This window comes from Brevibacillus antibioticus, assembly GCF_005217615.1.
Classification (GTDB): domain Bacteria; phylum Bacillota; class Bacilli; order Brevibacillales; family Brevibacillaceae; genus Brevibacillus; species Brevibacillus antibioticus.
Genome location: NZ_SZNK01000001.1, coordinates 5,129,082 through 5,144,345, shown reverse-complemented (window position 1 = coordinate 5,144,345; position 15,264 = coordinate 5,129,082). Strand labels below are relative to the sequence as shown.

General features: G+C 45.0%; 15 protein-coding genes and 1 riboswitch. Of the genes, 7 read left to right on the top strand and 8 right to left on the bottom strand.

What is annotated here, in order from left to right; genetic code table 11:
• Positions 1–239: 239 nt before the first annotated feature.
• The 3 genes from E8L90_RS24880 to E8L90_RS24870 form a co-directional block, all read right to left on the bottom strand.
• A complete protein-coding gene (locus E8L90_RS24880) occupies positions 240–1,097 on the bottom strand; it encodes a transporter substrate-binding domain-containing protein (RefSeq protein ID WP_137031788.1) in 858 nt (285 codons plus the stop codon).
• 116 nt (positions 1,098–1,213) lie between these two features.
• Positions 1,214–3,187 carry a methyl-accepting chemotaxis protein gene (locus E8L90_RS24875; protein ID WP_137031787.1) on the bottom strand — a complete coding sequence of 658 codons (1,974 nt, stop codon included), beginning with the start codon at positions 3,185–3,187 and terminating at the stop codon, positions 1,214–1,216.
• 72 nt (positions 3,188–3,259) lie between these two features.
• A riboswitch (cyclic di-GMP riboswitch) is annotated at positions 3,260–3,359 on the bottom strand.
• Positions 3,360–3,495: 136 nt separating this feature from the next.
• Positions 3,496–5,124 (bottom strand): formate--tetrahydrofolate ligase, encoded by a 1,629-nt coding sequence (locus tag E8L90_RS24870; RefSeq protein WP_137031786.1) that lies wholly within the window; start codon positions 5,122–5,124, stop codon positions 3,496–3,498.
• Between the two features lie 254 nt (positions 5,125–5,378).
• Between E8L90_RS24870 and E8L90_RS24865 the strand changes: the two genes are divergently transcribed.
• The 4 genes from E8L90_RS24865 (at position 5,379) to E8L90_RS24845 (ending at position 7,798) form a co-directional block, all read left to right on the top strand.
• Positions 5,379–6,218: a leucine-rich repeat domain-containing protein gene (locus E8L90_RS24865; RefSeq protein WP_162309119.1), complete on the top strand. Its 840-nt coding sequence runs from the start codon at positions 5,379–5,381 to the stop codon at positions 6,216–6,218.
• Positions 6,219–6,666: 448 nt separating this feature from the next.
• Positions 6,667–7,203: a hypothetical protein gene (locus E8L90_RS24855; protein WP_137031784.1), complete on the top strand. Its 537-nt coding sequence runs from the start codon at positions 6,667–6,669 to the stop codon at positions 7,201–7,203.
• A gap of 105 nt (positions 7,204–7,308) precedes the next feature.
• Complete coding sequence (locus E8L90_RS31450) at positions 7,309–7,605, top strand: N-acetylmuramoyl-L-alanine amidase family protein (RefSeq protein ID WP_137031783.1); 297 nt, start codon at positions 7,309–7,311, stop codon at positions 7,603–7,605.
• The gene (locus E8L90_RS24845) at positions 7,487–7,798 is read left to right on the top strand and encodes an N-acetylmuramoyl-L-alanine amidase (protein ID WP_162309019.1); all 312 of its coding nucleotides are present in this window, start codon (positions 7,487–7,489) and stop codon (positions 7,796–7,798) included. Before E8L90_RS31450 ends, E8L90_RS24845 begins: the two co-directional genes overlap by 119 nt.
• A gap of 299 nt (positions 7,799–8,097) precedes the next feature.
• On the opposite strand, the gene E8L90_RS24840 is transcribed toward E8L90_RS24845, so the two are convergent.
• The gene (locus E8L90_RS24840; protein WP_137031781.1) at positions 8,098–9,207 is read right to left on the bottom strand and encodes an RNA-guided endonuclease TnpB family protein; all 1,110 of its coding nucleotides are present in this window, start codon (positions 9,205–9,207) and stop codon (positions 8,098–8,100) included.
• An 11-nt stretch (positions 9,208–9,218) separates the two neighbouring features.
• Complete coding sequence (tnpA, locus tag E8L90_RS24835; protein ID WP_137031780.1) at positions 9,219–9,617, bottom strand: IS200/IS605 family transposase; 399 nt, start codon at positions 9,615–9,617, stop codon at positions 9,219–9,221.
• A gap of 181 nt (positions 9,618–9,798) precedes the next feature.
• Between tnpA and E8L90_RS24830 the strand changes: the two genes are divergently transcribed.
• Entirely contained in the window at positions 9,799–10,545 is a 747-nt protein-coding gene (locus E8L90_RS24830; protein WP_137031779.1) for a hypothetical protein, read from the top strand.
• Between the two features lie 89 nt (positions 10,546–10,634).
• On the opposite strand, the gene E8L90_RS24825 is transcribed toward E8L90_RS24830, so the two are convergent.
• The 3 genes from E8L90_RS24825 to E8L90_RS24815 all read right to left on the bottom strand — a co-directional run bounded on the left by E8L90_RS24825 (position 10,635) and on the right by E8L90_RS24815 (position 13,073).
• Complete coding sequence (locus E8L90_RS24825; protein ID WP_137031778.1) at positions 10,635–12,368, bottom strand: sigma-54-dependent Fis family transcriptional regulator; 1,734 nt, start codon at positions 12,366–12,368, stop codon at positions 10,635–10,637.
• Positions 12,369–12,474: 106 nt separating this feature from the next.
• Positions 12,475–12,864: a hypothetical protein gene (locus E8L90_RS24820; protein ID WP_106779201.1), complete on the bottom strand. Its 390-nt coding sequence runs from the start codon at positions 12,862–12,864 to the stop codon at positions 12,475–12,477.
• Positions 12,865–12,872: 8 nt separating this feature from the next.
• Positions 12,873–13,073 (bottom strand): helix-turn-helix transcriptional regulator, encoded by a 201-nt coding sequence (locus E8L90_RS24815; RefSeq protein ID WP_047070021.1) that lies wholly within the window; start codon positions 13,071–13,073, stop codon positions 12,873–12,875.
• Between the two features lie 295 nt (positions 13,074–13,368).
• Here E8L90_RS24815 and adh point away from each other — a divergent pair, with 295 nt between their 5' ends.
• Together adh and E8L90_RS24805 are read left to right on the top strand one after the other, a co-directional pair.
• Positions 13,369–14,889 carry an aldehyde dehydrogenase gene (adh, locus tag E8L90_RS24810; RefSeq protein WP_137031777.1) on the top strand — a complete coding sequence of 507 codons (1,521 nt, stop codon included), beginning with the start codon at positions 13,369–13,371 and terminating at the stop codon, positions 14,887–14,889.
• Positions 14,890–14,892: 3 nt separating this feature from the next.
• Positions 14,893–15,243, top strand: coding sequence for a DUF779 domain-containing protein (locus E8L90_RS24805; protein WP_137031776.1), 351 nt, complete (start codon positions 14,893–14,895; stop codon positions 15,241–15,243).
• Positions 15,244–15,264: the final 21 nt, after the last annotated feature.

The following is a 15,264-nucleotide window of genomic DNA, read 5'->3' as shown; positions in this document are numbered from 1 at the left end:
CCTTTATCAATACCTTCATCTATAAAATTCTCAAAAAAAAGGGCACTATTCCTTACGATCCGGAACATGCCCTTTTATCCCCGATTGTACGTAGCACCCTAAAGAACATAGCTGTAATCGTACCATGCAATGCTCGAAAAAGCAAACTGCTTATATACCCAAATTGCCTGATTTTTTAGTGACGTATCTTGTAAAAACAACAAAACAGCCCTCGAGAGGGCTGCTTTTCTATCATCGGATTATTTTACCCATTTTTTGTAAAGTTCATCAAATTTTCCTTGCAGCTTCATTTCGTCCATCCACACATCCAGATAGTTAGCGAAGATGGTGTCTCCACGCTGGATCATGTACGCTTTTTCGCTCTTCGTGAACGGGTTGTCAGTCAGAGCGGCATACAGGCGGGAATCTGCTTTGGAATATACAATCGCTTCCAGCGTGTCCGTGATCATCACATCGTACTTACCGCTTGCTACCAGACCAGGAATGTCGAGGTTGTTTTGTTCAACAGTCACGGTTGCTTTTGTCAGGTGCTCACGAACGAATTTCTCGTTGGTGCCTCCTGGATTCACACCAATGCGCACCTCTGGCTTGTTGATGTCTTCTACACTCTTGTATTTGTCCTTGTCTACTTCACGGATGAGCGGAGCTTTACCGAACATAATATATGGATCGCTCATGTGTGCTTTTTTCTGGCGGTCTGTGTTGCGCGTAACGCCTCCGACAGCAATATCGAATTTATTTGCCAACATATCGTCCATCAGTGTCGGCCAAGAGGTTTGAACAAAACGCGCCTCTACCCCTAGACTTTTTGCGAATTCCTTCATCGCATCGATGTCGTAGCCTTCAAATTCGTTCGTCTTTGGATTCAGATATGTAAACGGTTTGTAGTCCCCTGGAGTACCTACGAGGATGTAGCCTCTCGCAATGATTTCGTCCAAACGAGACTCAAACTTCTTCGCTTGCGGTTTTTTAGCAGCTTCAGCAGCTACCGTTGGGACAGGCTTAACCGCTGTTGCGGCAAAAGCACCTGTTCCTGATGTCATGAGCATAGTTGCAGCGAGTGTGCTCGCCAAGATTGTTTTTGTAAATTTTTTCATCTGGTTTCTCCTCCTGTTGTTCGGTAATGAATTTAGTTAGTAGAAACAAACTCCATCATCCCTTTATGGCATCCCCCCTTTCAAAGAAGAGGACTTACAATCTGCTGAGCTGCCTCTTACACAGTAAACCTGCGGATTCCTTGCTGTAATTCTTCTGCCACTGTGTTCAAATGCTCGACAGACTGTCCAATTTCCTGGATGGCTTGAAGTTGCTCTTCGGTTGCCTTTGCCACTGTTTGCGCGTCGAGTGAAGCATGTTTTGCAATGGTATGCATTTCATCTACAGAAGCACTCACCTGTTGGGAGCCTGCTGACATTTGCTCAGATGCTGCGGATACTTCCAAAATGTGCGCGGCAACGTTCCGGGAAGACTCCAAAATATTCCCAAAGATTTCGCGAACCTCTTCGACCAGTTGAATACCTTGCTGTGCGTTTTGGTTGCCCTCGGTCATAACTTCTACCGCGTGATGAGTATCCTGCTGGATTTCCCCGATCAGCATCGCGATTTTGGATGCGGATTCCTCGGATTGGTTCGCCAGTTTTTTCACTTCACCTGCAACTACAGCAAACCCACGTCCATGCTCGCCCGCGCGTGCTGCCTCAATCGAAGCGTTCAAGGCAAGCAAATTGATTTGCGAAGTCAACTGACTGATTGTATCGAGAATGCCTTCGATTTCTTTGGAGCGATTGTTGAGCTGCTCGATGGCTACTGTCGCCTTCGATGTTCCCTCGCCAATGCTTCCCATCTGGAGAACTGCCTGCTCTACCACAGCAGTCCCTTGCTCAGCCTGCTCTGTTGCTATTTGGGCAGCCTCTGAAACATGTGCAGACGTCTCCGCGATTTTCACGATGCCTGCTGCCATGTCAGTCATCGATAATGCAACTTCCTGCGAGCTGGCTGCCTGCGCCTCTGCTCCCTCAGAAATCTGCGCAATAGACAAGCCAATTTGGTTGATGTTTTCCGTCGCTTGTTTTATGCCTTCTGATACTTCCTGACTAAAACGCTGTACTTGATCAGACGACAGCGATACGTCTTCGATCAAATTTTTCAAGTGCGATACTGTCTGGTTAAAGTCACGGGACAGAACTGCGATTTCGTCTTTTCCGTCAACCGTTACGGTCTCTTTCAAGTTCCCCTTCGCCACTACATTTACTGCGTGATTCAGACGCTCAATTGGTTTTACCATGCGTACAGCCAAGAAATAGATGAGGACAACCCCAAGCGCCAATACGATGAGGGAAATAACCGTCAATCGGACTAACAGTTGATCGACAGGTGCATGCAGCTCCGCTACGGGCGCAGTGATGTATATCCCCCAGTTCAAATTGGTTGGCGCATAGGAAGCAAATCGCTCTGTATTCTCGTATTTATATTGGGCGATTCCATGATTCCCTTGCTTGATATCTTCAAAGGCAGTCTGAAGCTCAAGAATACCCATGTCGAGAATCGATTCCTTCAGAATGAACTCGCTATTCGGATGATAAATAAATGTTCCTGTTTTGCTTACTAAAAAGGCGTAACCTAATTCGCCGAATTTCTCTTCAGACACCTTTTTTTGGATCTCATTGATTGGAATCGTAGAACCGATGTAACCGTATTGACGATTGTCCTTCATCAATGGAACGACCAGTGTCACGATGTTATTCCCTGTCCGCTTCGAAATGACTGGCTCAGAGACAACGACCTTCCCTTCCCCTTTGCTAGCTTCCTTAATATGCGGACGATCCGAGATGTCGGTCACTTCACCCTTGAAATTGATCACTTTCTTACCGCTTAAATCATGCGAAAAGAAGAACGTCTCAAACTCGGGGTTTTTCTTTTGGGCTTCTTGAATGATTTTCAGGTCGTGCTCGACATTTTGATCTGCCGACATCAACCCTCCTATCGCTCTTACAATCTCAATTTTCTCTTGAAAGAAACCATCGATACGAATCGAGAGATTGCTAGCTGATAGCTCAGCTTCTTTGTCGAGACTGTTTGCCAAAAGATTAGAAGCACTCCAATAGCTTGCACCGCAAACCGTACCCAAACTTATAACCAACAGCAGGCACAAAATGATAATTAGCTTATTCTTCAAACTATTTTTCATACCGAATCCCTTCTCCCTTCTCTTTTTTCAACAAAAAAAAGACTGCCCACCGACAGCCCATTATGACTACGGTTTGGCAACCCGGCTGTCCTAGCTGCGAAAGCCTTTGACTTTCGACCTTAGACCCGTGGCTTTGCGTCCCTGCCTTTCAGCAGGTTTGCCTTTGTCATTCCTTGTTGTTTTTTCAATGAAAATCCTCTTTTTTTCAAACTCACCTTTCTATTCCCATAACCTTTCGATAATAAACCTCAAAATGGAAAAAAGCTGACAACCTTTTACAGTTGTCAACTTTTCGTCAAACTTTTTGATTAGCTTAATCCGATCACTTGCCCATCCTCGTCGACATACAACGATTCCGCCGCCGGCTTTTTCGGGAGGCCTGGCATGGTAACCAAGCTTCCGGTCAGTGCCACGATAAAACCAGCTCCTGCTGATATGCGCACTTCACTCACTTGAATCGTGAAGTCAACAGGTGCCCCCAACAGATCAGCACGGTCCGTAAAGGAGTACGGTGTTTTCGCCATGCACACAGGCAGATGGGACATTCCCATTTCTTCGACCTTCTGCATCGTTTTTAATGCAAGCGGCGAAAACACAACCCCTGATCCACGGTATACTTCTTTCACGACTGTCTCAATTTTGTCTTTGATGCTGAGGTCTTCCTCATACAAGAATCGGAAGGATGAAGGCTGCTCTGCTGCACGAATCACTTTTTCAGCCAGCTCGACACCGCCTGCTCCTCCTTCTGCCCACACTTTCGAGAGCGCCGCTTCGGCTCCAGCCGCTTGGCACAGCGCAATGACAGCATCGACCTCTGCCTGCGTATCCGTCGCAAAATGATTGATAGCCACCACTGCTGGCACACCGAACTTCTGGAGGTTTTCCAGATGGCGCTTGACGTTTTCGAAGCCTTTTTCCAGAGCAGACAAGTTCTCCACTGCCAGGTCAGGTACTTTTACCCCGCCGTTGTATTTCAACGAGCGAACCGTAATGACCACGACAGCAGCCGATGGAGTCAGACCTGCTTTTCTGCACTTGATGTCAAAAAACTTCTCTGCTCCCAGATCCGCACCAAATCCCGCCTCTGTTACGACGTAATCCGCCAGCTTCAAGGCCATCTTGGTTCCGATCACGCTGCTGCACCCATGCGCGATATTGGCAAAAGGTCCGCCGTGAATGATGACCGGAGTTCCCTCGATTGTCTGTACGAGATTGGGCTTGATCGCTTCCTTCAGAAGAACGCACATCGCATCGACCGCGTTGATTTCTTCTGCCCGTACAGGCTGATCATTGAAATCGTAGCCAATAATGATATGGTTCAACCGCTCGCGCAAGTCTGCCAGATTCTCACTCAAGCACAAGATCGCCATGATTTCGGACGCTGTCGTAATCATGAAGCCATCCTCTCGCGTCATCCCATTGCCTTCACCCAGACCAACCACGATGTTTCGCAGTGCGCGGTCGTTCATGTCCATGGCTCGCTTCCAGACGATTTTCTTTGGATTCAGCCCACGCGGATTGCCATGGAAAATATGATTGTCGATCATCGCTGCCAACAAGTTATGTGCAGCTGTAATCGCATGAATGTCCCCTGTAAAATGCAGGTTAATTTCATCAGCCGGGAGAATTTGTGCTTGGCCGCTTCCCGTTGCGCCTCCTTTGATCCCCATGCAAGGGCCCAAGGACGGCTCGCGAAGCGCAGCCATTGTTTTCTTCCCTAGATGATTCAATGATTGTGACAGACCAATCGTCGTGAGCGTCTTGCCTGCTCCCGCCGGATTGGGGTTCATTGCTGTAACAAGAATCAGTTTGCCATCAGGACGATTCTTCACTTGCTCCCATAGTTCATCTGATAGTTTGGCTTTATATTTTCCGTATAGCTCCAAATGCTGTTCTTCGATACCTGCACTCTTGGCAATTTCAACAATAGACTTCATTTTTGCCTCCCTGCCACACCAGAATGTAATGCACCAGTTACCAATCTTCTACATTCTGCATAATCATCCTTTCTCCTCTCCTCTTCGACACATTACGCAAAAGAAAAAGCCCACATTCCGACAAACGTTCAGAATGCATAGCGTATCAGGTTGTCAGATCCAATGAAAAATCCGGAAACCATTTTATGGAATTCAACGTCATACAGTTAATGACAGGCTAGCCGCTAGGATGTCCTGAAAAATGGGGGATGAATTTGAAAAAGCTTATAACTCTTTTGATCATTTTAGGTGTACTAACTGGATGCGAAGCCAACGAAACGAATTTGAATGAATTGCCGAAAGAACAATCCCAAGCGGAGAGTGTCTCCCCGTTATTATTAGAATCTTTATCTAAATCACTGAATAAGCAAAAGCAGGACATCAAAATGGAGGATTTATTTAATAGCGAAGAACTCACATTAGATATAGACAATATTCCTCTTGAACAAAGAGATGCACCCATTGATTTAGCTGTCCTATCTAAAATGAAAAACCTTAAAACGCTATCTTTGAATAGAATCAATGTTAAAGATTATCTATTTCTAAAGGATTTGAGTGAACTTGAATATCTTTCAATCACTGGTTTTCAGGAAGCTCAGCTACCTATTTTAAATAACAGTAAACTAATAAGCCTCTCACTGAATGAGGGAGATTTATCCGATTTGAAAATGCTTGAGAATAGTAAATCTCTTCAGCACTTAACCATTCGAAATAATAAAATAACTGCTTTATCATCGATTAAACTACCCCATCTCACTTTCTTAGATGTATCAAATAATCCTATTGACTCGATGGATTTTGTAAAAGAACTACCGAATTTGGAACGTTTACAAATGATGAATGCTCCCATCACAGACATTACATCTATTCAGTCTGTAACTAAATTAAATTATTTAGATATAAGAGGCACAAAGGTAACTTCTATAAAACCGTTACTCAGTCTTGATGAATTATCAATTCTGCTAGTTGATCGAAAAAGCATTAGCGACTTAGCTTTGTTGAAAAAAGACATTAAAGTCGCTGAAAATGGAAATGAAATTAATGATGGAAATTAGGTTAAAAAAGAGGCTGCCAACTTCCACGACAGCCTCAATCCCTCTTAGACAAAGAGTTTTCTTTATTTCGTGTAATAGTTGTAGTGAAGCTCTCCGTTGGAAATCTTCCGTGTTCTATACTGTAGTCGCCATGCGATCCTTCTTAAAATTCTCCTACACTCTTCTATCAGTAATTCATCTTTCATAATTTTCACCGTCCCAACATACTAGGTAAATAAACCAGGAAAAAGGCAACCGCTTTTCCATGAAAATTACATTTTTAATTGCGTTCTAGAAAACCAAGGAACGATAGTACGCTTGGTCTGATTTTTTGGATTTGTGTTATAGAAACTATAACTACTCCAATATATGGATTATATAAAATAGTGGTAAATTTGACGTATGATAGTTATGTGTTTGGATTGATCTTAACTTCAATACCATAGGTGGAATCATTGGAGGTTTAGAAATGAAAAAGAGATTAGTTCTGAGCCTGTTTATCCTAATGGCTTTAGGAATGGTAGCTTGTTCTAATGACAGTACCGTAAAAACATCTCAAGCTGAGATTGAAAAGTTACAAGCTGAGATAGCCCAATTAAAAAACACAAATAAAGAACTTGAAGCCTCTTTGGTTAAGGAAAAACAAAAAAACGAAACTAACGCTCAAATCTACCAAATTCGAGATATCGTTGATCTACAGACAAGAGAAATGTTTCGAGCCATGATGAAAGGTGAGACCGAAAAAGTTAAACAGTTCATTTCCAGAGAAGCTGCTGTAGAAGGAAAGCAATTTGTTTATAAAGCGAATAACGAGGTTATAAGTATTCCGTTCGTAACCGAAGGAAGCACTTTTCGTCAAAGGTCATTCGATATATATAAGGATGGACGCTTTATTACAAATTACGAAGTTTGGATAAACGATGAGACGTACTCTGGAACGCTCGAACTAATGTTCACAAAAGAAGATAACAAATGGAAACTGAGTAGCATGCAAGGGGATAGATAAATAATTTTTTTGTGTGGTTGTATTTGCTCTCCTTTATTGATGAAAGCGACAATGACACTCAAATTCATAGTCGCTTAATACATCAACAAATGGGAGGAAGGTTTTATGAGTCTTGATGGATTGAAGTTTTTGGTCGACCCAGGTCATGGCGGTTCAGACGTTGGTGCAATCGGCACTTTGAATGGCGAAGATGTTTACGAGAAAGACTTAGCCCTGTTGTTTGCACAGGCTGTTGCTGAGACTCTCGAAGATTTCGGCGCAACAGTTTACTTGACGCGGCACGATGATAGCAAGGTATCAATTGATGATCGCTGGAAACCGTTCTCAAGACAAAGGCTTTGCGCAAACCATTCAGCGAGAAGTGGTCAATTCCCTTGGCACACGAGACAGGGGCGTACTTAAAGATTCGGATACACCACGTGGATCACTAGGTGCTCTCCGTTTTCCTTCTGGCGGTAACTACCCACGAGCACCGATTGAGGTTGAGTTCATTACTAATGAATCAGCCTTGGAAGACCTCGGACCAACGTTGGATGAAGCGGCTGAAGACTTTGCTCGCGGTGTCCGCCGTGCAATGCTTGATTATTTCCAATAAAAGCAGCCGTTACTGTTTAAATCAGCATTTTTAATTTTGTTCCGAATGAAAAATCCTCAAGGTGCTTTTCCATTCTTCCGGACGTACCCCAGGAAACAGAGGCTCACCAAACGGTATCGGAACCATTTCAGGAGACCTTTTTATGGAAATATGCGTCTTATATTTGTCTTCATAATCACGCGTTTAGTGAACTACCCACCACTTAGCTATCGCTTGAAGTGGGGGCTTCTAGGGTAATCGCACCTACTGGTACGAAATTGACCTAGCTATCGAGCCTGAACCATGCTCTATTTATTTGATTACGCTAATAGTCGTAATCCTTCATTCTTGATATTGATTGAAGCATTCCAGTCTCTATCTGCCACAAAACCGCAATCGCAATGGAATGTACGCTCAGAAAGAGATAGAGACTCCTTTATTTGACCGCAACACGAGCATGTTTTAGATGAGGGAAACCACTTATCTATTTTGATAAGCCTCTTCCCTTGTTCTTCCAACTTGTATTGGAGAAATGCCGTAAACATGCCCCAAGCATTATCAGCTACACTTTTTCCAAAGTTGAGTGCTTGGGACATGCCTTTCATGTTGAGGTCTTCGATCACAACGCAATCATACGTTTTAGCAAGGTTGTATGACTTTTTATGAAGAAAGTCTTTTCGTTGATTTGTTATTTTCTCATGGAGTTTCGCAACCTTTATTCGTTGCTTATGCCAGCGAGAAGAGCCTTTTTTTCGTCTTGCTAAAACACGTTGGGCTTTCGCTAACCGTACGAATTCCTGTCGATAAAATCGTGGGTAATTGGCTTTCTCACCCTCACTATCGACATATAATTCGGTCATGGTAAAATCGAGCCCAACAAAGGTGTTGAGTTTTTTGGGTATAACATTCGCTTCATATTCGGTCAAGATTGACACGTAGTATTTTCCTGTAGGCGTCATCGAAATCGTGCATGACTTGATCGTATGTTCATCAGGAATCATCCTGTGTTGCTTTATTTTTACGAGTTTGAGCTTTGGTAATTTGATATAGCCATCCAGCAACATGATGTTGCCGTTGACTACGTTAGTCGTATAGGATTTCCTAGCTTTCTTACTCTTGAATGTAGGGAAATCTGCCTTCCCACCAAAGAAGTTTTTGTAGGCGGTCTGCAAATGAAGTTGCGCATTCGCTAACGCTAATGAATCTACTTCTTTGAGCCATGTGAATTCCCCTTTATACTTAGCAGGAGTAGGGAGTTTTTGCTTCTTCAAGGCTTCTTTATCGTTTTTGAATTGCTCATATGTTTCCTTCCGTTCCGCTAACATTTTGTTGTAGACAAAACGAACACAACCGAATGTTTTACGAATGAGATAGGCTTGTTCTTCTGTTGGATACAAGCGGAACTTATATGCTTTGTTGTGGATAGCCATATCATTTCACCTCACTTCATCCCTTGACTTTCGATGTACTTCTTTATCACTTCAATAGGAGATCCGCCCGGTGTAAGTAAGCAGAAACTTCTTGACCAGGACAATTCTTTCCACAGTTTTTTTCTTACTTGTGGGAAATCTTTCTTTATCAGTCGAGAACTCGCACTCTTATAGGCGTTGATGAACTTTGTCATTTCAGTGTTTGGGTGAGCTTTGAACCGTACATGGACATGGTTACTATCGTGATTCCATTCTAAGAGAGTGATGTTGTAACCGTCGGAAATTCTCACAAACATATCTTTTGCGTAATCAGAGATTTCGTCATCCAATACGTTTCTTCTGTACTTCACGACAAGCACCAAATGATAATACAATGAGAATACTGAGTGGTTGTTATTGTCCAATTCCATTGATATATCAATCCTTATACTTATTATGACTGAATATATCAAACCCAAAATAGAGAGCAAACCTTTTTGGCTTCGCCAACCGAAATTCATCTCCCACCTACTCACTTGTGCTGTCGCACCTTCACATTCCTTGAGGTGGGAGACTTCTTTCGGAACTAGTTAAAAGAGGAGTTGATCGATTGTGCACACGATAAAATTTAAGGTGTATCTTTCTTTACTCGCGTTGCTTTGTTTATCTCTCTTTGGATGCAATGAGAGAGTTGTCGATCATCCAAATGGCTATGTTACATTTGTCGAAGAGAATCCTACGAATCTATTTGAAGATCAGTCCAATTTAGCTGAAATTAGTAGTCCAAAAAACTTTTCAGTCATTGAAGGCAAAGTAATGACTATCCATTTTTATGGAGTGCCTGATTACTCCTATAACCTAACAATACAAGATGATCTTAAAAATATATTGTTTCAGGAAGAAATAAAACCACAAAGCAAATCCTTCCAATATTTGAGAGAAATCACACTAGAAAAGATTCCCTCAACCTTGCATGGGAAAGTCATTGTATCTGCTAGGGTATCTTCTGAGGAAGCTAAAAATGCCTGGCATACAGAACATGAAATAGCTTATAAAACTAATAGTGTCGACTGGCTAACCATACATAACCCTGTTCCCTATACAAACATGCTGGTTGGTGAGGAGTTAGAAATCACAGGAAAAGTGGGACATCCTGAAAAATTATCTTATTCTGTGAGCGATGGTGTCCAAGATCTGATGACGGGTACGATCGAAGTCAATCAAGATGGAACTTTTCAAACTCGCATTCCCATAAATCAGTTACCTGCTAATCACCTAAGTAAAGCTACATTGGCAATAGAAGATGCACAGAAAAATTTTGTCCTTCTTGATTTCTTTATTCGAGAAAAGCCAGAGTAACTCGTCTCCCTTCTGCCGTTTATTTTGTATTTACAATTTGATCCACCAACTCTTTGCCGAACTGCCCGGAAAACTTGTCATAGACACCACTATGACTCTTCCTGATTAATCGGTGCTCCAATCTGGTATTCTTCTATTTTGCGGTACAAGGTATTTCGACCGATTTGCAGCATTTTGGCCGCTTTACTAACATTACCGCCAGTGTTCTCGAGTGCCTTTTTGATCGCTTTTCTCTCTGTTTCACGCAATGAAGGAATGGCATGATCCCAAGACTCAGCCGTATCGGCTTCCATCAATCCCTCCAGCTGAATGTGATCGCAATCAATGGTGTCCCCCTCTGCCAAAAACACCGCTTGAATCAGCACGCCTTGCAGTTCCCGGATATTGCCCGGCCATGAATAAGCACACAGCTTATCCTTTGCCTCGGTGGTCAGTATGTACGGTTGTTCTGTGTCTATCTGCTGCAATAGATGCTCCGCCACCTGGATGATATCACTGCGCTTTTTCAACGACGGCAAATGAATGGAGACCCCTTTGAGCCGGTAGTACAGATCAGCCCGAAAACGTCCCTCCTTGATCTCCTCAGACAGGTTTCGATGTGTAGCGGCAATGATCCGCGCATAAATGGGGCGGTATTGATTGCTCCCCACCGGGGTGACGACCTTTTCCTGCAAAACGCGCAGAAGTGCCGCTTGCGCACGCAAAGACATATCCCCGATCTCATCCAAAAAGATCGTGCCTTTTTTCGCCGCTTCAAACTTTCCGATCCTTCCTTCCCGATGTGCCCCTGTGAATGACCCACTTTCATATCCAAACAATTCACTCTCGATCAAATTTTCTGGAATTGAACTGCAGTTCAACGCGATAAAAGGCTCATGCGCGCGCGAACCTGTCTCATGGACCATTTGAGCGAACAGCTCTTTTCCCGTGCCGCTTTCCCCAAAAATGATCACAGGAAAATCTACCTGCGCTGCCTTTTGTCCGAGTATCTTTGCCTGTATGAAGAGCGGGCATGAACCAGCTAGACGCGGAAACGGCTTTAGCTGTACTTTGGGTGCCATAGACCAAAACCGCGGGCGATGATCTTTCACATTACGACTGGCACGCTCTTGCTCCGCACCTACTCTTGTTCCCAAGGCTTCCGCTCCGAGCTGCTGTTGCGCGGCTTCATTAAGGCCCACGATACGCTCGTCCCGATCCAAGCCGACGAGTGCCAGCTTTCCTCGACTGTCTCCTCGGCTTGATGAGGCTGGTAAGGCAATCACGCGTTCCGCATCTGATAATAAAAAGCGGTTTTGTAGAGCCTCTGCGATCATGCAAGCCATTGTTAGAGCAAACGGATGGGAATATTCTTTTCGCGTACTAATGTCAATGATGCCCAACAGCTCACCCGCAGATGAAAAAATAGGTGCCGCTGAGCATGTAAGAAAGCGATTTTCCAAAAAGTAGTGTTGCTCTCCCTGCACCTGAATCGGCTGTTGTGCGATCAGTGCTGTCCCAATCGCATTGGTTCCTTTGTGGTCTTCTGTCCAGTTCGCTCCGATTTGCAATTGTACTTTTTGTGCCTGGTTAGCGAAGACCGGGTCCCCGATCGTTTGAATAATATTTCCTTCCCGGTCAGACAAGAGTGCGATGTGTTCCGTCGATAACAAAAAGGGAGCAAGCTTGTTAAAAAGCGGGAGACTTTCACGAATCAGAGGGTGATTATCTTGAATGATTTCTTTGATTCGCCGGGCAGAAATGATTTGATCATTGGTCTTCTCCGTAGCTTTGAGGTTCGATTCCTGACAGCGCTTCCAAGATTGCTGAACAATCGTCGACAACACGATTCCCTCCCCCAAAAATCATTCCCTCTCAGTATAACATGAGAGTCTTTGCTATAGAAAAAACCAGTCGTACCACGAGCACATTTGTCCGACTGGCTGCTATTTATCTGAACTTCCGCGAATAGAAAAATTCCGTAATTGGCGCCACAATGAACGTCAAACCGACGACAACTGCCAACGGAATATTTTGAATGTCATTGAGTGCAGTAACCCCTTCCGACAGGAACAGGACCGCAGCAGACAGCACCATAAGCGCATAGTATCCGATTCTCGCACTTTGCGTCTTGATATGCTTGTCCAATTCGTCACTTTCACTGTATTTCCCGCCCTCGTAGTCTCCCCAGGTGATCGAGTTCAACAAGTACGACAGTGCAATGCAACCGAAAATGATTGTGCTTACATCCAGCATCTCATAACGAACCCACCGATAGCCTCCGTGCCCTGCAATCGCCAACAATAGGATGGATGAAACAATCACGTTGAACTTTTTCATAGCTTCTCTCACTCCTCACTGTATGGTTGAAACAGCTCGTCAATCGTTACCCCTAAATTGCTCGCCAAATCAAAAGCCAATTGTAGGCTCGGGTCGTATTTGTTGTTCTCGATCGCATTGATCGTCTGTCTGCTAACCTTGCACAGCTCAGCCAGCCTGCCTTGCGAGATGTTCCCTTTTTCTCGAAATTCCTTTATTCGATTTTTCATGGAGTTGTTCACCTTCCATTTACAGGTGGGTGTAAAAAACCTTTTACACCCAAACTATAGAGCAAGACAACGAGACGTGTCAAACATGTTTTACACCCCTAGCCGTCATCGGTCATTTTCCGACAGATATCCAATCTTTTGTCCCAATACGGAACACAACATGATCCATTATGGAACAATTTCTAGCCTCATCTGCTCAAGAAAACGCTGTCATTTCGAGCTTTTCACGTTGGTACGAGACTTGCTTTTAGAGAGGGCTGTAAAGAAATATGTGATAAATGAGGAGGCGCTCGCAATGATCTATGCTCAGCCCGGCCAAACCGGTTCCAAGGTGACGTTCAAAAATCGTTATGAAAACTACATCGGGGGTAATTGGGTTCCGCCAGTGAAAGGTGAGTATTTCGAAAACGTGTCACCTGTAAATGGCAAGGTCTTTTGCGAGGTAGCCCGTTCGTCAGCCGATGATATTGAGCTGGCACTGGACGCTGCCCATGAGGCAAAAGACGCGTGGGGTCGTACCTCTGTTGCACAGCGCGCGAATATTATGTTAAAAATTGCGGATCGCATGGAAGCCAATCTGGAGATGCTGGCAAACGCAGAGACGTGGGAAAACGGCAAGCCCGTTCGTGAAACACTCGCGGCCGACATCCCGCTGGCGATTGACCATTTCCGTTACTTCGCCGGAGCGATCCGCGCACAAGAAAGTACACTCGCTGAAATCGATAACGATACGGTCGCTTATCATTTCCATGAGCCACTCGGTGTCGTTGGTCAAATTATTCCGTGGAACTTCCCGCTCCTCATGGCGACATGGAAGCTGGCTCCAGCCTTGGCTGCGGGCAACTGCGTCGTCCTCAAGCCAGCGGAGCAAACACCCGCTTCTATCATGGTACTGATGGAGCTGATCGGCGACCTGCTCCCTCCTGGCGTCGTTAACGTTGTGAATGGCTTCGGTCTGGAAGCGGGTAAACCACTTGCATCCAGCAATCGCATCGCAAAAATCGCCTTTACGGGTGAAACGACAACAGGGCGCTTGATCATGCAATACGCTTCCCAAAATATCATTCCGGTGACGCTGGAGCTGGGCGGAAAATCGCCAAACATCTTCTTCTCGGATGTAGCTGCAAATGACGATGCCTTCTTTAACAAAGCGATTGAAGGATTCGTACTGTTTGCGCTCAACCAAGGCGAGGTTTGCACATGCCCATCCCGTGCGCTCATTCACGAAAGCATTTACGACCAATTCATGGAGCGTGCCCTGCAACGCGTAGCCAATATCAAGCAAGGAAATCCGCTCGATACGGATACGATGATCGGCGCACAGGCTTCCTTGGAGCAGGTAGAAAAAATCCTCTCCTATCTGGATATCGGCAAACAAGAAGGAGCCGAATGCCTGATTGGCGGCTCTCGAGCACAGCTTGCAGGTGATCTCGAGGGCGGCTACTACATCCAGCCAACTGTCTTTAAAGGCCACAACAAGATGCGTATCTTCCAAGAGGAAATCTTCGGTCCGGTCGTCTCCGTAACGACCTTCAAGGATACAGAAGAAGCACTCGCTATGGCCAATGATACGCTGTATGGCTTGGGTGCTGGTGTATGGACACGCGACACGAACACAGCCTACCGCATGGGCCGCGAAATCCAGGCTGGTCGCGTATGGACCAACTGCTACCACGCTTACCCGGCTCACGCAGCGTTTGGCGGCTACAAAATGTCCGGTATTGGCCGCGAGACACACAAAATGATGCTGTCTCACTACCAGCAAACGAAAAACCTGCTGGTCAGCTACAGCGATCAAGCTCTGGGGTTCTTTTGATTAATGAGCCAGCCAGAAAAAGTGCTCGCGACAGATGCTGCACTGACATTAATTGAGCGGCTTCACGCCAAACACGGTGACCTAATGTTTCACCAGTCAGGGGGCTGCTGCGATGGCAGCTCCCCCATGTGTTACCCGCTCGGAGAATTTCTCGTGGGTGAGCAGGACGTTCTGTTGGGCGAGATCGGTGGCTGCCCGTTCTACATGGGCAAAGCGCAGTATGAGTATTGGAAGCATACGCAGCTCATCATTGACGTCGTGAATGGGCGTGGCGGAATGTTTTCGCTGGAAGGACCTGAGGGAGTACGCTTCCTCACACGTTCACGGGTATTTTCAGACACGGAACCGGAATAACAAGAAGACCGCTCCTGCCTT